This window comes from Dyadobacter sp. HNCC25DJ187 (genome assembly GCF_056895255.1).
On sequence record NZ_JBXHAT010000001.1, the window covers coordinates 1,189,437 to 1,209,456 of the forward strand.

Genomic DNA, 20,020 nt, shown 5'->3' on the forward strand with positions numbered 1-20,020 from the left:
AGAAGACAAATTCAAATGATGAATACAACCATTAAATCATATACCATACAGTCGCTTGTTATTGCAGCCACAGCGTTTCTGTATGCATGCAGCGACAGCCATTTTGAGGAAATCAATAAAGATCCGAACAGACCAGGCAATGCGACGACCACTACAATTCTGGTGGCTGCAGAAAAGCAACTGATGGATAACCTGCGTAATGAGAACATTTCGCTCAGAGGATCGCAACTGTTTGCACAATATTACAGTCAGAATATTTACAGCGACCAATCCAGATATGATATCCCTCGTTCTACTTCAGATACTTACTGGAATACGACCTATAAGACACTGAATAACCTGAATGATATCATCATCAAAAATACGGATCCTGCCACCAAGGACGTAGCAGCTGCCGGAACAGCCGGGGCCAATCAGAATCAGATTGCCATTGCGAGGATTTTGAAGGCCTACGCCTTTCAGGGATTGACAGATGTATTCGGCAACATTCCTTATCAGTCTTATGGCAACAATGACCCCGAGTTTGAAGCTTTACAGCAAAGTCCGGAGAATTTAAGCCCGGTTTATGCAAGTCAGCAGAAGATTTATACAGATATTCTCAATGAACTGAAAGCAGCCGGAGATACATTGATCAAGTATAAGACGCTGAATACCTTTGGCAACTATGATGTGATTTACAAAGGAAGTAATGAAAAGTGGGCGAAGTTTGCCAACTCACTTCGTCTTCGTGTAGCTACACGGATTCGTAAACAACTTCCTGAGCAGTCAGAAGCACATTTCGCAGATGCATTGCAAAAAGGTGTATTTACATCCAATGCCGACAATGCGGTTTTCAGGTACCTCACACAGGCTCCGAATGAAGCGCCTCTTTTCCGGGCAACCGTTACTGCTAACCGTAAGGACTTCGCTATTTCACATGTTCTCATTGATGTTTTAAAAGGCCAGACCGGTCCTGTGAAAGTAGAAGATCCCCGTTTGGCTGTGTATGCTAATAAAAATGCAGCTGGAAATTATGTAGGGCAGCCCTACGGCTTACCTGTTGCCGCAGCAGGGTTGCTAACTACCAATGACGTCAGTTTGCCTGGTACACTTGTAAACGCAGCTAATTTTGGTGAAGTGTTGCAGGAGTATGCTGAAGTAGCGTTCTTGATATCTGAATATAAAAACTGGGATCAGCAATCCTATGTAAGTGGTGTTACTGCTTCTTTGGAAAAATGGGGTATTCCTCAAACGCAGATCAGTACATATCTTGCAGCACTACCGGCAGCAACAAAACAGAACGTGATCGCGCAGAAATACCTGGCTTTGTTTACACAAGGTGATGAAGCATGGAGCGAAATTCGCAGAACCGGCGGACCTTCGTTTTTAGTAAAACCAGGTGATGTGGTTTGGAGAAGAGTCGTTGATGGCGTCGCTACTGAGTACAAGTTCCAGCCTCTCTTTGGCAATGGTGTTCCACTTCGGCTTTATTATCCTACAAAAGAACAAAGTGTGAATCTTGCCAATTATCAGAAAGCTGTAGGCGCGCAGGGAAATGATGATATTACGACAGCCCTTTGGTGGAATAAGTAAATAGCTTACACGCATAAAAAGCCGGTCGGAGTCAGTTTTTACAACTTCCGATCGGCTTTTTTTATTAGCAGATGCAGATTCATCTATTCCTCTGTATCCATATAAGATCCTTCTTCTGTTTTAACAGAACCTTCAACTGCTGCGTGAATGAAAGCCATCTCCTCATCTGTAAGATCGCGCCATTTACCAACAGGTATGTTATCCAGTGTTACATTCATGATCCGCACCCGCTTCAACTTGTTGACCGAGTAACCCAGATACTCGCACATTCTTCTGATCTGCCTGTTAAGTCCCTGCGTCAATATAATTGTAAATACATGGCTCCCGTCCTTTCTGACAAAACACCTTTTTGTAACTGTATCCAGTATCGGAACACCTGCCGACATTTTTGTGATGAAGTCAGACGTAATGATCTTGTCAACTGTGACAACATACTCTTTTTCATGATTATTACCGGCTCTGAGTATCTTGTTCACGATATCGCCATCGCTGGTCAGGAAAATTAAACCCTCGGACGGCTTATCAAGCCTGCCGATCGGGAAAATTCTTTCCTTGTGTCCTATAAAATCAACGATATTGCCTCTAATCTGCCTTTCTGTAGTACACGTAATTCCCACTGGTTTATTAAACGCAATATACACCGGAGCTTTCTTCTCCTTTAATAGTTTGCCGTCAACTCTGACATCATCAGTATCTGATGCTTTATCACCAAGCACAGCCGTTCTGCCATTCAGCGTTACTCGTCCTAGTTCCACAAGCTTGTCTGCTTCCCGGCGCGAGCAGTAACCCGTTTCACTTATAAATTTATTTATTCGGATCATTCAGTTTAAGTTTAAACACAATCGCTGCAGGGTTCAGACAAATTGATCTTTTCTGATACGCACTGCGCTATGACAAAGTTCCGGCCAAAAATCAGGATATACAATTCGCCTGAGGTAATAGCTGAGGTTAAATCAAAAAAAATACGGGTTAATTCATAGAGATTCAATCACACGGATACTTTGAAGGTTTAAGAAAAACAAAAACAGAATTTATGAAAAATCGATATTACCTGATTCCCATTTTACTATTACTATCCCTCATTACAGTACATGCCCAACCAGTAAAGCGCTATGTGGAAGTAGTAGTGGCAGCCGACCATGAAGATTGGACTTACAAAACCGGAGAAAAGGCACAATTTACTATATCTGTAATGCGCAATGGTCATCTTGTTAAAAATGTTCCCGTTCGCTATGAAGTTGGTCCTGAAAAAATGGAGCCTTCAATCAAACAGACAAAAACGACAACAGACGGGAAAATCACCATTGATGCGGGCACGTTGAAGACGCCGGGCTTCCTGCGATGTATAGCGTATGCAACCGTAGATGGAGCTGAGTACCGCGGCCTGGCTACAGCAGGCTTCGACCCGTTAAAGATTCAGCCAACGGTAAATAACCCGGATGACTTTGATGCCTTCTGGGAAGCCGCTAAAAAGGAGTTGGCAGCGGTACCCATTGATGCAAAAATGACTTTATTGCCTGAACGCTGTACTGCCAATGTTAATGTGTATCACGTCAACCTGCAAAACAATCGCACAAACGTACGTATCTACGGAATATTAAGTGTGCCTAAAAAGGAAGGAAAGTATCCGGCTTTGCTTCGCGTACCTGGAGCGGGAGTACGACCTTATTACGGCGATGCAGCCACAGCCGAGAAAGATATTATCACGCTGGAGATTGGTATTCATGGCATTCCTGTAACCATGGATCCATCGGTATATACCGACATGGGACAAGGCGTATTGAACGGATATCCAAATTATAATCTGGACGATCGTGATAAATTCTATTACAAAAGGGTTTACATGGGTTGCGTGCGTGCCAACGATTTCCTGACGAGCCTGCCTCAGTACGACGGGCAGAATCTGGCTGTAACAGGTGGTAGCCAGGGAGGGGCATTATCCATCATCACGGCCGGACTTGACCCTCGCGTGAAATGGCTGGGCGCATTCTATCCTGCACTCAGCGATGTGACAGGCTATCTGCATGGAAGAGCAGGTGGCTGGCCTCACTATTTTGATAAAAATAATGTTCAGTTAAACAACACAAAAGAAAAGCTAAATACGCTGGGCTACTATGACGTCGTTAATTTTGCCCGCCGGGTGAAAGTACCCGGATACTATATGTGGGGATTTAATGACGAAACCTGCCCTCCTACTTCCATGTATGCGGCTTACAACGTAACCACAGCCCCGAAGGATTTAAAGCTGTATCTGGATACAGGTCACTGGACCTATGCAGATGAAAGAGAAATTATGAATAACTGGCTGGTCGGCAAATTGAAAGGGAAATAGTCAAGCCGTCAATCACTGAATTTGCAGCAATTATTTTAAGTGAAAACCATTTCAAGTGCCATAGGTCCCCACCTTGGCATTTGTTTTTTGTATTCATTTACAATTTATTCCATTCAATCCATATTAAAATGCCTCTACAACAAATTGAAACAGCAAGTCGATATATCAAAGAAAAAACAGATGGCTTCATTCCTGACTTCGGAATCATTCTCGGAACCGGTCTTGGTTCTCTGGTCAATGAGATAGAAATCAGCCATACATTATCCTACACTGATATTCCGGGCTTTCCTGTATCGACTGTCGAATCACATTCCGGCAAGCTGATATTTGGAAAACTCTCAGGACAAAAGGTTGTTTGTATGCAGGGACGCTTCCATTATTACGAAGGATATGACATGCAGCAAGTGGTATTACCGGTACGTGTTATGAAATGGCTGGGCGTTCATACGCTGCTCGTATCCAACGCCTGCGGAAGTCTCAATCCTGCATATAAAGTGACGGAGCTAATGGTCATTGAAGATCACATTAGCCTTTTCTTACCTCACAACCCGCTTACGGGAAAGCATATTCCTGAATTTGGCGACAGATTCCCCGACATGAGTGAGGTCTACGACAAAACTTTAGTAAGCAGGGCTTTGGACATAGCGACCACGCATGAGATTCCAATTCATTCAGGAGTTTATGTGGCAGTTACCGGGCCACAATTGGAAACCCGTGCTGAATACAGATTGCTCCGCCAGCTTGGCGGGGATGTTGTAGGAATGAGTACAGTTCCTGAGATAATTGCAGCCCGTCAGTTAGGCCTGCGCTGCTTCGGTTTGTCAGTGATTACTGACCTGGGAATTCCTGAGACATTGGAGAAAGCGGATATAAGCAGAATCATAGCGGCGGCAAAAAAGGCCGAACCTTCCATGCGATTGATCCTTAAAGAATTGCTGACCTTTATGTAAATGAAAAGGCGGTTGAAAAACAACTTTGCTCAACCGCCTTTTTAACAATTCCAATGTACTTAGTCGATTTTCACAACTTCAGCAGGAATGTTATACTGCTCTATTACCTCACGCGTAAAACGGACATGGCCTCTTGGAGCCATTAAATACAATTTTGCACCTTTCATACCCGCCAATTCGCTCAGTAGTTTCCATTTAGAAATACTGCCTCTCAACTGTTCTGTTTTCATAGACACCTCCAGATAATGTCTGTTAAACATATTTACTCCTGTTACATCCGGAGTAAACTTCAGATTATCAGCAGCTCTTTCGTACGATTTCGGAGTCTCATAGCCTTCAATGTTGGCTTGAATTTCCTTAAAACCATGAGCTTGTGCCCACTTAACAACAAGTGGAATGAACGATTCCTTTTCCATAAATATCAACGAATAATTTTTATTCAATTAAGCGAGGAACTCAAAAACAAATATCAAACTGAACCGGATGCAGAGACTAGAAGTATACCCGGCATGTCTGTGATGTAGTATTTCCTAATAACCTCGAAAGTTAGGGCTTTTTGCTAAGCTAAACAAATTTTGATTATTAAACTATTTAATATTCCAGGTCATCAAGAAAGTTTCTGTATGCCCTTTGGAGCTCCTGATGCGCCTTTACATTGCTTTGAGCCAGTGACAGAGCGATGCCATCCTTATAGATCTTTTCTGCTCTGTCGGTATCTTCTTTTAAGGCGAAAAAATCTGCCGCATGATAATAGGTAGGCAGGTAATCACGATGATCTTTGAGTAAAATATTAAAAAACACCTCTGCCTTTTCAGGAGACGATTTCAGGTATTCCAAAGCTAACGCATAAATGTTAAAAGGATCGGCCGGATCCTCCTCATAGAAGGCCAGGAGATTAGTAAGAAGTGAATTGCTCATCAGAATTATTATGCTTGCATACTATTTTAGATTTTTATTTATTTGTGAAAGACATAAGTTATTTCCCGAATAAGTTAACCAGGTAACTCGAATATCATGAAAATACTTGTTTGTATAACCAACGTACCAGATACGACAGCCAAAATATCTTTCACAGATAATGACACCAAACTTAATAAAAATGGTGTCCAATACATCATCGGACCTTACGATGACTACGCATTGGCCCGTGGAGTTGAGATCAAAGATCAGACCGGCGGAACACTTACCGTGCTGCATGTTGGCGAAGCTGACGCGGATCCGCAAATACGTAAAGCACTGGCAATCGGGGCGGATGATGCAATCCGTGTCAATGCGAACCCACAGGATTCTTACTTTACTGCTGCACAAATTGCGCACATCGCTGAACAAAATAATTACGATTTGATATTAATGGGACGTGAATCCATCGATTTTAATAGTGGTGTGGTACATGGCCTGGTTGGAGAGATGCTGGGAATCCCCTCCTATTCGCCGGTGATGAAATTGGAATTGAGCGGCAATACAGCAACAATTGCGCGTGAGATTGACGGAGGCAAAGAAACGCTGACTGCAACGCTTCCACTGGTACTTGGATGCCAGGAACCCATTGCTGAATGGAAAATACCAAATATGAGAGGAATTATGACGGCGCGCAGTAAACCGTTACAAGTTGTTGAACCGATTAGCCTGGATGAAATGACAGCGCCGGAGAAATTCACTTTGCCTGCACCAAAGGGAGCCTGCAGGATGATACCTGCCGAAGAGGCGGCTAGCCTGATCAAACTGCTGCAAACCGAAGCAAAGGTATTGTAGCCTCCCGTACATTATTCACAATTCAAATTTGATTCATTATGTCAGTCCTCATATTCGTAGAATTAGATAACGGTATAATCAAAAAAACATCGCTGGAAGCAATTGCTTATGGCGCTAATGTTGCTTCACAGACTGGTTCAACAGCAACCGTCCTTGCGATCGGAAAAGCGGAAATAGCAGAACTGGAAAAAGCAGGATCCTATGGAGCCTCGAAGGTATTACATGTATCTGACGAGAATTTCGCGCACGAAAATGCGCTTGCTTACTCGGATGCTCTGTTTCAGGCTGCGACACAAGAAGGAAGCAAAGTCATTATCCTTTCCAAGTCAGGACTAGGTGATGCCGTTGCAGCACGAGCAGCAGCCAGGCTCAAGGCGGGTGTCGTTTCCGGTGTGACCGAACTTCCACAGATCGGCAGCTCGTTCAGGGTAACCAGAAGCATTTATACCGGTAAGGCTTTCGCAACCACGGAAATTAAGTCTGATATCAAATTACTGGTGATCCGCAAAAATGCCATTGAAATGGATGAGTCCGCTCTTGCTGGAACTGAAGCTTCTGTGGAGACTTTCACTCCATCCCGCCGGGAATCTGACTTTCAGGCACAGGTAACCGATGTGGAGAAAGCGAGTTCAGAATTGTCTCTGACAGAAGCCGACATTATTGTCTCCGGAGGCAGGGGAATGAAGGGGGCTGATCACTGGCAACCTTTACTGGATCTGGCGGGTGCACTTGGTGCGGCCACAGGGTGCTCCAAACCGGTATCAGATCTGGACTGGCGCCCGCACCATGAGCATATCGGCCAGACGGGCATCAAAGTCGCACCTAATCTTTATATAGCGTGTGGCATCTCAGGTGCTATACAGCATCTGGCCGGTGTTAATGGTTCGAAATGTATTGTGGTTATCAATAAAGATCCTGAAGCACCATTTTTTAAGGCAGCGGATTACGGAATTGTCGGAGATGTTTTTGAAATACTACCTAAACTTACCGAAGCTGCAAAAGCACTCCGCTAAAAGCTAAACTGCTATTCCGGTGCTTGTTTAATAAGGTTAATGAACTTTATCAGAAATTCCACCGGCATATAAACAGGCGATAATCAACCTGTTAGAGCCATTTAGTTAATTGGTAATTATATCAGGAAATTACTTAACCCGTCAGGCATTTTTTTATGCAGGACGGGTTTTTTACTTTTGCAAGCTTAAAGCCCGTGTTCCGTACACATCATCAGGAACGGTTTAATATGCTATTTCGTTAAGAAACTGAAATTCAATCATTTTCCTGGCGATTGTAGTAAATTCGATCAGATCTGATTCAGTGACGACAAGGTTTGAATCACCACAGCTGTTAACAAAAACTTGCGTTAGCGCATCAAAGTTTAAACGTGAAAAAAATAAAGTTAGAAATTCTGGGTCTTTCCCCCAGCCAGTCTCAGGCAGGCTCATTTGCATTGGTTCTTGGTGAAGAATTAGGGAATCGCCGTTTACCGATTATCATTGGCGTGTTTGAGGCCCAGGCAATCGCCGTGCAGATAGAGAACATCGTTCCCAACAGGCCCATGACGCACGATTTGTTTAAGTCATTTGCAGACGGTATGAACTACACACTAAAAGAGATTGTGATTTCAGACTTGAAGGAAGGTATATTTTACGCTAAGATTGTTTGTAAGGATGACCTTCGGGAAATTGAAATAGACGCCCGTCCTTCCGATGCGATCGCTATAGGCCTGCGTTTCGACATTCCGATTTATACATATGAAGCCATTCTGTCCGAAGCAGGCATCATATCAAGTTCCTCCTCAGAAGATGATGAAGAAGAGGAAGACGATCACGAAACAGTACGCGAAACTATATCATCAAAAGGCAATAAGGATCACCTTCAGGATATGTCATTTGAAGAGCTGCAGCGTATTCTCGACGACGCACTTTCAAAAGAAGATTATGAAAAAGCGGCCCAGGTACGTGATGAAATGGGACGCAGAAACTAGTGATGTCTGTTTAGTTAAAAATAGTTAAGCATCGTTTTAAGTAAAAATCCTTATCATTTAAATCGTACTTTTGCCCATATCGCATCTGGTTCTAAATGAAAACCGGACAGCAAAATGCGAAATCTCACGCGCTTATGCCTAAAAAGAAGAAGATTGGTAGTTATCCCAATGCAATGATTGTAATGAGCCTTACGGCGGCATTATTTCTGATTGGATTTTGTGGATTGCTGGTGATACAATCCAAAAAACTGGTTTCTATCATCCGTCAGAATATAGAAGTTCGGGTGTTTCTGGATAAGGAAATTACAAAAGCTGGTCAGGATTCTGTTCTTAACATCATCAAGTCCAAGCCTTACGTACTTGTTTCTTCTGAGGTTACTCCTATCACATTCTTTTCAAAGGAAGAGGCTGCCAAAGAATTTATTGATGGCACAAAGGAGGATTTTTCCGCATTTTTAGGTGAAAATCCGCTGAGAGATTCTTACCGGGTAAAAATCGGGGAAGAATACTTCGAAGAGGCTAAACTGCAACAGATCAAGAAGGATCTGGAACAGATGAATGGTACATATGAAGTGGTCTATCAGGAAGACCTTGCCGATAATATTAACCGAAATGTAACTAAAATTTACATCGTTTTAGCCAGCTTTGCACTGATCATGCTGATCATCATTGTACTTCTGGTTAATAATACAATCAAACTGGCTATTTACTCACAGCGATTCCTCATTCGCAGTATGCAGCTTGTAGGTGCCACCAATGGTTTCATTCAGCGTCCTTACATTCTTCGAGGAGCATTACAGGGACTTACGGGCGGAATTGTAGCGGGCGGCTTGCTGATCGCTATGCAACAGGTGGCCGTTCGTAATGTGGAAGGACTAGCAATGCTTCAGGAGTACGACAAAATTGTAATTTTAGTAGGTATAGTTCTGGCCTTGGGCATATGCATTGGTATTGCCAGCACCTACCAGTCGCTGTCCCGATACCTTCGCATGGCACTGGATGACCTTTACTGATTTATAACCAAAACAGTTAATAATTGACTATGAGCAACCCAAAAAGTAATTTACCCTTTTCTTCTGCCAATTACACGACCATGCTGATCGGTCTTGCTGTAATTCTGGGAGGTTTTCTGATTATGACATTTGAAACTGCGGAATTTGGCTTTGGCGCGTTAGGGCTTACCGTCGGACCACTGATCGTCATCGCAGGGTTCATTATAGAGTTTTGGGCAATCTTACGTAAACCTTCGAATTCATGAGTATATGGCAGGCCATTATCCTTGCTATCATTGAAGGGATTACAGAATTTTTACCCGTATCTTCTACGGGACATATGATTATAGCGTCATCCTTTATGGGCATCAGCCACCTGGATTTCACCAAAATGTTTACGGTTAATATTCAGTTTGGTGCCATTCTTTCAGTATTGGTACTTTACTGGAAGCGCTTTTTTCAATCTACCGAATTCTATTTTAAACTTTTCGTTGCATTTCTTCCGGCAGCTGTTCTGGGTTTTCTCCTGAACGACATCATTGATGCCATGCTTGAAAATGTAATAGTTGTAGCGATTTCTCTTCTTGTAGGGGGTATCATTCTTCTATTTATCGATCGTATTGCAAACAATACGGTTTCAGAAAGAGAAATATCTTACTTTGACGCCCTTAAAATTGGTTTTTTCCAATGCATTGCTATGATTCCTGGGGTTTCCAGATCGGCATCTACCATTATTGGAGGTATGTTGCAGGGGCTATCACGTAAGCAGGCGGCAGAGTTTTCATTCTTTCTGGCTGTACCCACAATGGCCGCAGCAGGAGGATATAAGTTGTTAAAGACTTACGATACGATCCAAGCGGAAGATATCAAAGTATTAGCAATTGGCAATCTTGTTGCATTTGTTGTAGCGCTTTTAGCTATCAAATTCTTTATCAGTTTTGTGACTAAATATGGCTTCAAGGTGTTTGGTTACTACCGAATTATTCTTGGAATTGTGTTACTCGGATTACTGGCATCTGGCTACAAACTGGACGTGGTTTAATATACGTAACGACATCTTACAGTAAACCACAGGGTAGTCTCTGTGGTTTATTATTTTTTACTGAATGTGGTTTTTATGCATCCTATTACTGTATATGGAGCGCAAAACCTGAAATTTAAATAACTGACGAACTTGAATACGGAAGCGCCCCTACCTGATGAAGGTGAAGTAATACTGATCAACAAGCCCCTTCAATGGACTTCATTTGATGTTGCCAATAAGCTGAAAAGAGCATGCAAATTCAAAAAAATCGGGCATGCAGGCACACTGGATCCTCTTGCTACGGGCCTGCTTATACTTTGTACAGGAAAAAAAACAAAACAAATTGATACTTATCAGGCTCAGGAAAAAGAATATACTGGAACTTTTGTGTTGGGAAAAACCACACCGTCCATTGACCTGGAGACTGAATTTGACGCAGAGTTCCCAACAGAGCACATTACGGCAGAAGTTCTGGAAAGTGCCCGGCAAAAACTAACAGGTGTTATAGAACAGATTCCTCCTATTTACTCAGCCGTAAAAGTGGATGGAGAAAGATTATATAAGAAAGCCAGAAGAGGAGAAACAGCTGAAATTAAGAAGAGGCAAGTGGAAATTTCTGCTTTTGAGATTGATACAACCCGTTTTCCTTCTATCGACTTTCGTATTGTATGTACCAAAGGAACATATATCCGTAGTATGGTCCGTGACTTTGGCGAATATGCAGGCAGTGGTGCTTATCTTAGTGCTTTATGCCGGACTCGAATAGGAGCATTTGAATTAAAAAATGCAGCGGACCTCACCGAGTTTATTTACCAGAAAAGGATTGAATTGAAGTTATCAGTTGACGAATGAAAATTTACCATAATCTGGACGAGTTTCAAAAACTCGGCTACGGTGTAGTTACAAGTGGAACTTTTGACGGTGTTCATGTAGGCCATAAAAAAATATTGTCCCGACTGAAAGAAATCAGTCAGCAGTCTGGAGGAGAAACTGTGGTGCTTACCTTTTGGCCGCATCCCCGTATGGTGGTTTCGGAAGATAGCCAATCCTTACAGCTATTATCGACCATTGATGAAAAGATTGAATTGTTTGCTGAAATGGGTATTGATCATCTGCTCATTATTCCGTTCACCAGATCATTTTCAGAGCTCTCTTCACTGGAATTTATTCAGCAGGTACTTGTTGATAAAATTGGAACCCGTAAGCTTGTCATCGGTTATGATCACAGATTCGGAAAAAACAGGGAAGGTAGTTTTGAATTTCTGCAAAAGAACTGTTCGTCATTTGGCTTCGAGGTAGAGGAAATTCCCCGACAAGATATTGAAGATCTTGCTATCAGTTCATCACGCATTCGTGAAGCATTATTGACCGGAGCAATTCATGAAGCCAATGAACTACTGGGCCGCGCCTACACGGTTTCAGGAACAGTGGTGAAAGGAAAGCAATTGGGACGAACAATCGGATTTCCTACAGCTAATATTCATCCCGACGAATCCTATAAACTTATCCCACAAAACGGAGTGTATGTGGTGAAAGCCAGTTACAAAGATTGGGTTTTTAACGGAATGCTTAATATTGGCGTAAGACCTACCGTTGACGGTACCTCGAAAACGATTGAAGTGAATATCCTGGATTTTGATCGGGAAATATATGGTGAAGAAGTGAAACTTGAATTGCTGCACTATTTACGTGCCGAGCAAAAGTTTAACGGATTGCCGGAATTGATTGCTCAGATCAATATTGATAAACAAGCTACTATTGACTACTTCGCCGGTTTAGACTGATTAATAGTTTCTGAAAATAATTATGATCGATAACAGTGCCGAACCTTTGGTATGAAGCTGACACGTAGGAATGGTATACTTATTTGGGAAGTATTTTAGTAAATCAAAATTGAAACATTACTATTATGTGCTATCGCCATCTTGTATATATCTTATTTCTGAAATTAATTTACCTTCCAGCAACTTTTGCGCAGGAGTCTACATTAATTACAAATGTCACACTCATTGACGGTACCGGAAAACCAGCTATCAAAAAAACAAATATTCTTGTTGCAGGCGACCGGATCGTTGAAATCGGAGAGAATATTAAATCAGATGCTGCTGAAATTCTGGACTTAAGCGGAAAGACAATAGTTCCTTCCTTTATATCTGCACATACCCATGTGGGCACGCTGAAAGGAACTACATCCAAAGCAGAGAACTATACCCGCGAGAACATCATTCGCCAACTTCGACATTATCAGCAGTATGGCATCAATTCGGTTTTGGTAATGGGAACAGACAGGCCACTTATTTTTGAAGGTGGTTTGCGTGATTCCACAACTGCAGGGCTCTTACCAGGAGCAAGACTTTATTCAGCAGGTTATGGTTTCAATGTGCCTGATCCTAATCCTGGTTCATGGATGAATCTGTTATTCCGCCCCGAAAATCCGGATCAGGTGCCTGCTATGATGAACAAGCTTGCTGAACTTAAGCCAACAACAGTCAAAATGTGGGTGGATGACCATGGTGGCAAAGCTGCGAAGATGAAGCCTGAGATTTATTCAAAAATCATTTCAGAAGCACATAAAAACAATATATCGGTTACTGCCCATCTCTTCTATGTTGAGGACACAAAAAAACTGGTCAATGCCGGATTGGATATCATTGGTCATAGTATTCGTGATAAACAAGTCGACAAAGAATTACTGGATTTAATGAAAGCAAAAAACATAGTGTACATTCCCACCCTGACTCTTGATCATTTTGCCTATATCTATGCCGATAAGCCCGAATGGATGCAATCCGATTTTTTCAAAAATTCACTTGAACCAGGTGTATGGGAAATGCTGTCTGATCCAGGTTATCAGACAAAATTGAAAAATTCTGCCGATTACGACAAAAAGAAAAAGGACGCTCAGATCGCGCTGCATAATCTAAAAAAGATTTTCGATCATGGAATTACTGTCGCCCTAGGTACGGATTCCGGCGCGTTTCCTGAGCGAGCCCAAGGGTTTGCCGAACACTATGAGATGGAACTAATGGTGAATGCGGGCATTAAACCCATTGACGTAATTAAGATAAGTACGCTGAATGCTGCAAATGCCATGAAAATTGGGAAAGACTATGGGAGCATACAGGTAGGCAAAAAAGCAGACTTTGTCATTTTGGATGCAGATCCGCTTACAGATATAACGAATACGAGAAAAATTAATGCTGTTTGGAAAGATGGTAAGCCTGCACTGAAATAAGTTACACTTCATCAGTTTAATACATAATGAAAATTGAATTTAAAAAATTTGACCATATCATGCTTTGCATTCCTGATGGAGCAGAACAACAGGCACGTCAGTTTTATGGAGAAGTACTGGGTTTACAGGAGCTGACAGATTTGGGTTATCCTATTCCTCACAAAGCTATCTGGTTTCAAATGGGTGATGTACAGCTTCATATTCGCGCAGAAGGAGAACAGCAACTTTCACAGCGTCATCCGGCATTTACGGTGCAAAATCTGGCTGAAGCAGATCGTATCCTTACCGAAAATGGAGTAGCAGTTACCTACCTCAGCAAAATTCCTGATCGTAACCGCTTTTCATTCAGAGACCCCTTCGGAAATCGCATTGAATTAATCGAATATCTTTGAGTTGCCTGAAAAATGGTAGTCATACTCAGTTCTTTCGTTTTACTAATTTCCTTTCCTGACTGTGAAAAGCTCGTAAATGGAAAAAGTAATTCTAAATTTGCACCCGCATTCATCGCAGGCCAATAACATGTATGTTTAAAGTTTTTTTAAAAGTATTAGTTGTAATTGTTGTTTTAGCAGGTGCTACCGAAATCGTACTCCGAAAAGTTTATGGATTCTGTAATGCACCTTTGTACATCAATGATCCTGACTTTGAATACATATACGCACCTAATCAGGAAGTTAATCGTTTCGGAAATCTGATCAGAACCAATAGCCTGTCAATGAGAAGTGAAGAGCTTTCTGAATCCGATAGTCTTATCATACTTCTTCTTGGCGACTCTGTAATCAATGGCGGTAGCCTCACTACCCATGACAGCATTGGCACCAGCATGCTTGAAAAGCGTTTCCAGAAAAGTTTTGGGAAGAAGACAAGGGTGCTGAATATTTCTGCAGGCTCCTGGGGACCCGATAATATTGCCGCTTATCTTAAAAAATACGGTTTCTTCAATGCCAAAGTGATAGGTCTGGTGACCAGCAGCCACGATGCGCACGATATCATGTCGCACATCAGTCCGGTGGGTATTGATCCCGGCATGCCCGACAAACAGTACAGTATCGCCTGGGTAGAACTTTGGGACAGATACCGCTGGTGGATTTGGTACAATTTCCTTGCTCTTCTACCCTCTTTTGATGAAGATAAATTGCAAAGCGAGGAAACGGTAGCTAAGAAAGAAGAGGTAAAGCAAACTGTTCCGGACTCTATTCGGAAAGACACAATTAAAAAAATAGAACTTAACGACGCAGGGATCCGAAAACCCGGTATAGGATTCAATCCTGGTTATCAGCAACTTTATGAAATGACCCAAAGGGAGAACATTCCATTCTTCATATATCTGCATCCCGAAATTTCTGAAATCGAATTGGGACATTTTAATGACCAGGGTATGGAAATCATTGCGTTTGCCAAAGAAAGAAACATCCGTCTGATCAATGAATTTGATCTGGGCGTCAAACTGGAATACTACCGGAATCTGGATGTTGTGCATTATAACAACAAGGGACAGGTCTTTCTGGCAAATAATTTGTACCCATTGTTTTCTGAATATTTAACCCACAAGCCCTGATGCGCGTTTTAATCATTCATAACCAGCTCTGGGCACATTATAAATCGAAACTTTTCAGCGAGATTCATCAGTCTATGCTCAGCCAGCATCCCGAAAGCGAGTTTTTAGTAGCGCATATAGCATTATATGAAGCCAGCCGCAGCAGCATGCAGGATGAGAAAAGCTTCCCATATATATATCCGTATCAGGTTCTTTTCAATAAAAGTCTGGATCAGGTAGGTTTTCCGGAAAAGCTGAGGGAATTGTTCAAAACTTTCAATACATTCAAACCAACTGTACTTAACGTAACGGGATGGTTCGACTGGGCGCAGGTTTTGCTGATGATATATGCCCGTAGCAAAGGAGTCAAAATCGTACTCTCTTCAGAATCTTCAACACTGGATCACAACAGGTCAGGAATTAAAGAAAAGATAAAAAAAGGCATCGTAGGCATGGCTGATGCTTTTTTCTGCTTCGGCAAGTCTTCCGCAAATTATCTCATTTCTCTGGGCGTTGACACCAGAAAGATTGTAGTTAACAACGCGGCCGTAATCGATGAGACCTTAGTTAAAAATGCTTTCGAACGGTCGAAACAAAAAAATAAAATACCCGTAAACAAGACATTTATTTACGTTGGCAGGCTCGCTCCTGAGAAAAACCTGCGGATGCTTATTGAGGTATTCAAACAGCTGCAACCTGCCACCAACTGGAAATTGCTATTTGTTGGAGACGGCCCCATGCGAAATGAATTAGAAGAACTGGCATCAACAAGTCCTAACCCGGAAAGTATTCAGTTTGCGGGCGCTTTCCCATGGTACGAAGTGCCGGGATGGCTCGCTCAGAGTGACGTGCTTGTTCTTCCAAGTATTTCTGAACCATGGGGTCTTGTAGTGAATGAGGCGATGGTTTGCGGGCTACCTGTCATCGTTTCGAAAACCTGCGGGTGTGTTGAAGATTTAGTAAATGATGGGAAAAATGGCTTTATCATAGATCCCGACAATCCCGTAACACTGAAAGATGCCCTACAATTTTTCATAACCAATTCCGACAGCATTAATGCTATGGGACAAGTTTCCGAAAAATTAGTAGCACGTTTTAATTCAAGCCATGTTGCGCGGCAAATGGTTGCATGTTATGCTAAGCTGACCAGTTAATATTAATAAAGTAAAACTACGCACACAACAATCTAGCGATGCGAATTCTAAATATATGCGCCTATACATGGGCAATTGGTGGCCCGGCCAGAATTATATACGACCATACCAACGAGGTACTTAAACAAGGACATCAGGTCGATATACTTAGTCCGATGACGCCGGGTGAAAAAAGCTATCCTGTGCCCGAAGGAGCTAAGTTGATAGAATGTGCCAGGACGACTCCGATCAGCAATTACTACCGCGAGTTTTCTGTGGAAATGTATCGCTACCTGAAAGCTAATATCCATCTGTACGACGTCATACACATGCATGGTATTTGGCATTTCGGGAGTTTGGCCCCATTTCTTATTCCCAATAAAGCTGTATTGGTTATCACGATTCATGGACTGCTCGACCATTGGGCCGTAGAACATAGCAAATGGAAGAAAAAGCTGGTAACTGTTTTATACCAAAAGCGGTTACTGGGTAAGGCGGACCTGATACAGATTAATAATACTGACGAGGAACAGGATGTGATCCGGTATCTTGGATATCGTCCGAAAAACATGGTTATCGTTCCCAACGGCATGAAGGTGTCAGAGTATACTAAACTCCCTGCAAAAGGGCTTTTTAGGAAAAAATACAGCATCTCACCGGATCAGCAAGTCATATTATTTATGGGTAGGCTCAATATCAAAAAGGGTCTTGATCTTCTTTTACCTGCATTTTTAAAAGTACATCAGCAAATTCCAAAAGCGATCCTTATCCTGGCAGGCCCCGACGACGGTTATCAAAAAGAAACAGAAGAATTTATTGAAAAACACCAGTTGCTGGATCGCGTGAAGCTGGTGGGTATGCTCACCGACTCAGACAAAAAAGAAGCATTGGCAGATGCAGACCTATTTGTGCTCCCATCCTATTCAGAAGGATTTTCAATTGCTGTTTTGGAGGCGATGACTTCCGGCGTTCCTGCACTGGTTTCCGACCGGGTAGGTTTCGGAGATTATATTAAAAAACATAATGCAGCATTTCTAACTGCTTTAAAACCTAAGAGTGTTGCAGAAGGACTTCTTAAAATATTACAAGACTCATCTTATGCCAATCTCATTGCAAATAACGCCTACAACATGGTAGTAGAAAATTTCGACATCAAAGTAGTCGCGAATCAGTTATTAGAAGAATACAAGAAAGTAAAGAAAATCTAAGTATCTTTGCCTCGAATTTATACACACGTCCATCGTTAATAGAATTGCCCTGAAATAATTTATATGGTTGATTTATCCGTCATCATCTTAACGCATAATGAGTCCTTGCACATTGAGAGATGCATTAAAAGCCTGCAACAGGTAACGGATAAAATTTTTATTGTCGATTCTTTTTCAACCGACAACACCGTACAGATTGCAACCTCGCTGGGTGCCACTGTGGTTCAGAATCCATGGGTATCCTACGCCTTCCAGTACAATTTTGGTATACAGAACAACCCATTTGAAACAGCCTGGCTGATGCGTATGGATGCAGATGAATACCTCACTCCCGAACTCGCCGAAGAGCTCAATCGAAACCTGATAACTACCCCTACGAACATTACAGGATTGTATGTTAAAAGAAGGGTATTTTTTATGAATCAGTGGATTAGTCGCGGAGGCTACTATCCTATCTGGTTGTTACGATTATGGCGCAGAGATACGGGAATTTGTGAAGAGTTGTGGATGGATGAGCATATCAAGCTAAGCAGCGGTAGTACAGCTCAATTACGAAATGATATCGTAGATCATAACTTGAATAACCTTACCTGGTGGACTCAAAAGCATAACAATTATGCTATCAGGGAGGTAATAGACTTGTTGAATATTAAATATAACTTTGATAGTAAAGCTACAGTAACCCCTAATTTTTGGGGCAATCAAGAACAACGAACGAGATACCTGAAGATTAAGTATGCAGGAATGCCTTTGTTTACACGACCATTCATCTATTTTGTTTACAGATACTTTATCAAATTTGGATTTCTGGATGGCAAAAAAGGGTTGATCTGGCACTTTTTGCAAGGTTTCTGGTATCGGTTTCTGGTTGATGCGAAAATCTTCGAAGTATACCAGCGCGCGGGCAAGGATAAAGATAGTATTATAGAACATTTCAGGACGGAATATGGAAAAGACCTTGCAAACCCAAACCAATCTGTCCGGGTATGATAATAGCTGGTATCAGCCGGGAAGCGGGATCAAACGGTTGGTATGGTATCTGACATCTATTGTGTTTATAGACACTTATCTACCGGTACCCATGCCAGTAAAGCGATTTATTTTAAAAATATTTGGAGCAAAACTCGGACGAAACGTAGTATTAAAGCCCAAAGTAATTATTAAGTATCCTTGGTTTCTCAGTATCGGGGATCATACCTGGATCGGTGAAAAAGTGTGGATAGACAACCTCACGACGGTGAATATTGGGGCAAATGTATGCTTATCACAAGGTTGCATGCTGCTGACCGGCAATCACAATTTCACCATCAGTACGTTTGACCTGATCGTAAAGCCGATTACGTTGGAAGATGGGGCATGGATTGGGGCCCAGGCAACGGTTTGCCCAGGCGTAACTGTTGCATCCCATGCAGTGCTGACCGTTAATTCGGTCGCAACTAAGGACATGGAATCGTACGGAATTTACCAGGGGAATCCTGCGGTATTTGTAAAAAAAAGACAGATTAAACATTGAAAGTAAGTATTATAACGGTTGTGTTTAATGGAGCTTCTACACTGAGATCATGTATTGATTCGGTGCTGTCGCAGGACTATGAATCTGTTGAGTACATCGTTGTTGATGGCAAATCCACGGATGATACTGAAGCTATCGTCAAATCGTATGGCGATCAAATTCATCAGTTTGTAAGCGAGCCCGATAAAGGTATCTATGATGCCATGAATAAAGGAATTGCACTGGCAAGTGGAGACGTTGTTGGTATCCTGAATGCGGATGATTTCTATGCTAGCAATACTGTGTTATCAGATGTTATGCAGACAATGATATCAGAAAATACCGATGGAGCTTATGGCGACTTACAATATGTAGATGCGACTGATTTGACCAGGGTAAAAAGAAACTGGAAATCCGGTAGCTATAGTAAAGTATCTTTTGTACACGGCTGGATGCCTCCACATCCCACCTTCTTTGTTAAAAGAAGTTTGTATGAAAGATATGGCAAGTTCAGACTGGATTTGGGAAGTGCTGCAGACTATGAGCTGATGCTGAGAATGATTCACAAATTTGGTATCACCTTGGCTTATGTACCTAAGGTGCTTGTCAAAATGAGAGCGGGTGGCGTAAGTAACAGCAATGTATCCAACAGGATTGCCGCCAATAAAAATGACAGGCTTGCCTGGAAAATCAATGAATTGAGACCGAAATTTTATACGCTCTGGCTAAAACCGCTACGAAAAGTTCTCCAGTTTATATAGAACTCTTTTATCGCAGACGCTGACAGAAGGCACGAAGGAATAAATATT

General features: G+C 42.1%; 22 protein-coding genes. 19 read left to right on the plus strand and 3 right to left on the minus strand.

The window, feature by feature from the left end:
* Positions 1 to 15 precede the first annotated feature (15 nt).
* Complete coding sequence (locus tag AC1XUE_RS04825) at positions 16 to 1,572, plus strand: SusD/RagB family nutrient-binding outer membrane lipoprotein (RefSeq protein WP_483354799.1); 1,557 nt, start codon at positions 16 to 18, stop codon at positions 1,570 to 1,572.
* An 83-nt stretch (positions 1,573 to 1,655) separates the two neighbouring features.
* On the opposite strand, the gene rluF is transcribed toward AC1XUE_RS04825, so the two are convergent.
* A complete protein-coding gene (gene rluF, locus AC1XUE_RS04830; protein ID WP_483354800.1) occupies positions 1,656 to 2,393 on the minus strand; it encodes a 23S rRNA pseudouridine(2604) synthase RluF in 738 nt (245 codons plus the stop codon).
* Between the two features lie 212 nt (positions 2,394 to 2,605).
* Between rluF and AC1XUE_RS04835 the strand changes: the two genes are divergently transcribed.
* Together AC1XUE_RS04835 and AC1XUE_RS04840 are read left to right on the plus strand one after the other, a co-directional pair.
* On the plus strand, positions 2,606 to 3,904 hold the full coding sequence (locus AC1XUE_RS04835; RefSeq protein ID WP_483354801.1) for an acetylxylan esterase: 1,299 nt from the start codon (positions 2,606 to 2,608) through the stop codon (positions 3,902 to 3,904).
* 128 nt (positions 3,905 to 4,032) lie between these two features.
* Positions 4,033 to 4,854 (plus strand): purine-nucleoside phosphorylase, encoded by an 822-nt coding sequence (locus tag AC1XUE_RS04840; protein WP_483354802.1) that lies wholly within the window; start codon positions 4,033 to 4,035, stop codon positions 4,852 to 4,854.
* 59 nt (positions 4,855 to 4,913) lie between these two features.
* Here the strand turns inward: AC1XUE_RS04840 and AC1XUE_RS04845 are convergent, their stop codons facing one another.
* Together AC1XUE_RS04845 and AC1XUE_RS04850 are read right to left on the minus strand one after the other, a co-directional pair.
* Positions 4,914 to 5,270 carry a hypothetical protein gene (locus tag AC1XUE_RS04845; protein ID WP_483354803.1) on the minus strand — a complete coding sequence of 119 codons (357 nt, stop codon included), beginning with the start codon at positions 5,268 to 5,270 and terminating at the stop codon, positions 4,914 to 4,916.
* Between the two features lie 175 nt (positions 5,271 to 5,445).
* Positions 5,446 to 5,772: a tetratricopeptide repeat protein gene (locus AC1XUE_RS04850; RefSeq protein WP_483354804.1), complete on the minus strand. Its 327-nt coding sequence runs from the start codon at positions 5,770 to 5,772 to the stop codon at positions 5,446 to 5,448.
* Between the two features lie 96 nt (positions 5,773 to 5,868).
* Between AC1XUE_RS04850 and AC1XUE_RS04855 the strand changes: the two genes are divergently transcribed.
* The 16 genes from AC1XUE_RS04855 (at position 5,869) to AC1XUE_RS04930 (ending at position 19,972) form a co-directional block, all read left to right on the plus strand.
* Positions 5,869 to 6,606 carry an electron transfer flavoprotein subunit beta/FixA family protein gene (locus AC1XUE_RS04855; protein ID WP_483354805.1) on the plus strand — a complete coding sequence of 246 codons (738 nt, stop codon included), beginning with the start codon at positions 5,869 to 5,871 and terminating at the stop codon, positions 6,604 to 6,606.
* A 38-nt stretch (positions 6,607 to 6,644) separates the two neighbouring features.
* The gene (locus AC1XUE_RS04860; RefSeq protein WP_483354806.1) at positions 6,645 to 7,619 is read left to right on the plus strand and encodes an electron transfer flavoprotein subunit alpha/FixB family protein; all 975 of its coding nucleotides are present in this window, start codon (positions 6,645 to 6,647) and stop codon (positions 7,617 to 7,619) included.
* Between the two features lie 368 nt (positions 7,620 to 7,987).
* Positions 7,988 to 8,590, plus strand: a complete 603-nt coding sequence (locus tag AC1XUE_RS04865; protein WP_483354807.1) for a bifunctional nuclease family protein — start codon at positions 7,988 to 7,990, stop codon at positions 8,588 to 8,590.
* Between the two features lie 134 nt (positions 8,591 to 8,724).
* Positions 8,725 to 9,603 carry a cell division protein FtsX gene (locus AC1XUE_RS04870; protein ID WP_483355996.1) on the plus strand — a complete coding sequence of 293 codons (879 nt, stop codon included), beginning with the start codon at positions 8,725 to 8,727 and terminating at the stop codon, positions 9,601 to 9,603.
* A gap of 29 nt (positions 9,604 to 9,632) precedes the next feature.
* Entirely contained in the window at positions 9,633 to 9,848 is a 216-nt protein-coding gene (locus tag AC1XUE_RS04875) for a DUF3098 domain-containing protein (RefSeq protein ID WP_483354808.1), read from the plus strand.
* Entirely contained in the window at positions 9,845 to 10,624 is a 780-nt protein-coding gene (locus AC1XUE_RS04880) for an undecaprenyl-diphosphate phosphatase (protein ID WP_483354809.1), read from the plus strand. The genes AC1XUE_RS04875 and AC1XUE_RS04880 overlap by 4 nt, the downstream gene beginning before the upstream one ends.
* Positions 10,625 to 10,756: 132 nt before the next feature.
* Complete coding sequence (gene truB, locus AC1XUE_RS04885; protein ID WP_483354810.1) at positions 10,757 to 11,458, plus strand: tRNA pseudouridine(55) synthase TruB; 702 nt, start codon at positions 10,757 to 10,759, stop codon at positions 11,456 to 11,458.
* Positions 11,455 to 12,390, plus strand: a complete 936-nt coding sequence (locus AC1XUE_RS04890) for a bifunctional riboflavin kinase/FAD synthetase (protein ID WP_483354811.1) — start codon at positions 11,455 to 11,457, stop codon at positions 12,388 to 12,390. The genes truB and AC1XUE_RS04890 overlap by 4 nt, the downstream gene beginning before the upstream one ends.
* Positions 12,391 to 12,515: 125 nt before the next feature.
* Positions 12,516 to 13,841: an amidohydrolase family protein gene (locus AC1XUE_RS04895; protein ID WP_483354812.1), complete on the plus strand. Its 1,326-nt coding sequence runs from the start codon at positions 12,516 to 12,518 to the stop codon at positions 13,839 to 13,841.
* A gap of 26 nt (positions 13,842 to 13,867) precedes the next feature.
* On the plus strand, positions 13,868 to 14,233 hold the full coding sequence (locus AC1XUE_RS04900) for a VOC family protein (protein WP_483354813.1): 366 nt from the start codon (positions 13,868 to 13,870) through the stop codon (positions 14,231 to 14,233).
* A gap of 131 nt (positions 14,234 to 14,364) precedes the next feature.
* A complete protein-coding gene (locus AC1XUE_RS04905; RefSeq protein WP_483354814.1) occupies positions 14,365 to 15,399 on the plus strand; it encodes a hypothetical protein in 1,035 nt (344 codons plus the stop codon).
* Positions 15,399 to 16,532 (plus strand): glycosyltransferase family 4 protein, encoded by a 1,134-nt coding sequence (locus AC1XUE_RS04910; RefSeq protein ID WP_483354815.1) that lies wholly within the window; start codon positions 15,399 to 15,401, stop codon positions 16,530 to 16,532. Before AC1XUE_RS04905 ends, AC1XUE_RS04910 begins: the two co-directional genes overlap by 1 nt.
* Positions 16,533 to 16,570: 38 nt before the next feature.
* Positions 16,571 to 17,719 (plus strand): glycosyltransferase, encoded by a 1,149-nt coding sequence (locus AC1XUE_RS04915; RefSeq protein WP_483354816.1) that lies wholly within the window; start codon positions 16,571 to 16,573, stop codon positions 17,717 to 17,719.
* 63 nt (positions 17,720 to 17,782) lie between these two features.
* A complete protein-coding gene (locus AC1XUE_RS04920; protein ID WP_483354817.1) occupies positions 17,783 to 18,709 on the plus strand; it encodes a glycosyltransferase family 2 protein in 927 nt (308 codons plus the stop codon).
* Positions 18,666 to 19,232, plus strand: a complete 567-nt coding sequence (locus AC1XUE_RS04925) for a WcaF family extracellular polysaccharide biosynthesis acetyltransferase (protein WP_483354818.1) — start codon at positions 18,666 to 18,668, stop codon at positions 19,230 to 19,232. The genes AC1XUE_RS04920 and AC1XUE_RS04925 overlap by 44 nt, the downstream gene beginning before the upstream one ends.
* On the plus strand, positions 19,229 to 19,972 hold the full coding sequence (locus tag AC1XUE_RS04930) for a glycosyltransferase family 2 protein (RefSeq protein WP_483354819.1): 744 nt from the start codon (positions 19,229 to 19,231) through the stop codon (positions 19,970 to 19,972). Before AC1XUE_RS04925 ends, AC1XUE_RS04930 begins: the two co-directional genes overlap by 4 nt.
* Positions 19,973 to 20,020: the final 48 nt, after the last annotated feature.

Coding starts and splice junctions, on each gene's coding strand:
- AC1XUE_RS04925 (WP_483354818.1), top strand. CDS start 18,666: ATGGAAAAGACCTTGCAAACCCAAACCAATCTGTCCGGGTATGATAAT.
- AC1XUE_RS04895 (WP_483354812.1), top strand. CDS start 12,516: ATGTGCTATCGCCATCTTGTATATATCTTATTTCTGAAATTAATTTAC.
- AC1XUE_RS04835 (WP_483354801.1), top strand. CDS start 2,606: ATGAAAAATCGATATTACCTGATTCCCATTTTACTATTACTATCCCTC.
- AC1XUE_RS04900 (WP_483354813.1), top strand. CDS start 13,868: ATGAAAATTGAATTTAAAAAATTTGACCATATCATGCTTTGCATTCCT.
- AC1XUE_RS04910 (WP_483354815.1), top strand. CDS start 15,399: ATGCGCGTTTTAATCATTCATAACCAGCTCTGGGCACATTATAAATCG.
- rluF (WP_483354800.1), bottom strand. CDS start 2,393: ATGATCCGAATAAATAAATTTATAAGTGAAACGGGTTACTGCTCGCGC.
- AC1XUE_RS04905 (WP_483354814.1), top strand. CDS start 14,365: ATGTTTAAAGTTTTTTTAAAAGTATTAGTTGTAATTGTTGTTTTAGCA.
- AC1XUE_RS04920 (WP_483354817.1), top strand. CDS start 17,783: ATGGTTGATTTATCCGTCATCATCTTAACGCATAATGAGTCCTTGCAC.
- AC1XUE_RS04860 (WP_483354806.1), top strand. CDS start 6,645: ATGTCAGTCCTCATATTCGTAGAATTAGATAACGGTATAATCAAAAAA.
- AC1XUE_RS04915 (WP_483354816.1), top strand. CDS start 16,571: ATGCGAATTCTAAATATATGCGCCTATACATGGGCAATTGGTGGCCCG.
- AC1XUE_RS04855 (WP_483354805.1), top strand. CDS start 5,869: ATGAAAATACTTGTTTGTATAACCAACGTACCAGATACGACAGCCAAA.
- AC1XUE_RS04845 (WP_483354803.1), bottom strand. CDS start 5,270: ATGGAAAAGGAATCGTTCATTCCACTTGTTGTTAAGTGGGCACAAGCT.
- AC1XUE_RS04840 (WP_483354802.1), top strand. CDS start 4,033: ATGCCTCTACAACAAATTGAAACAGCAAGTCGATATATCAAAGAAAAA.
- AC1XUE_RS04870 (WP_483355996.1), top strand. CDS start 8,725: ATGCCTAAAAAGAAGAAGATTGGTAGTTATCCCAATGCAATGATTGTA.
- AC1XUE_RS04825 (WP_483354799.1), top strand. CDS start 16: ATGATGAATACAACCATTAAATCATATACCATACAGTCGCTTGTTATT.
- AC1XUE_RS04875 (WP_483354808.1), top strand. CDS start 9,633: ATGAGCAACCCAAAAAGTAATTTACCCTTTTCTTCTGCCAATTACACG.
- AC1XUE_RS04890 (WP_483354811.1), top strand. CDS start 11,455: ATGAAAATTTACCATAATCTGGACGAGTTTCAAAAACTCGGCTACGGT.
- AC1XUE_RS04880 (WP_483354809.1), top strand. CDS start 9,845: ATGAGTATATGGCAGGCCATTATCCTTGCTATCATTGAAGGGATTACA.
- AC1XUE_RS04850 (WP_483354804.1), bottom strand. CDS start 5,772: ATGAGCAATTCACTTCTTACTAATCTCCTGGCCTTCTATGAGGAGGAT.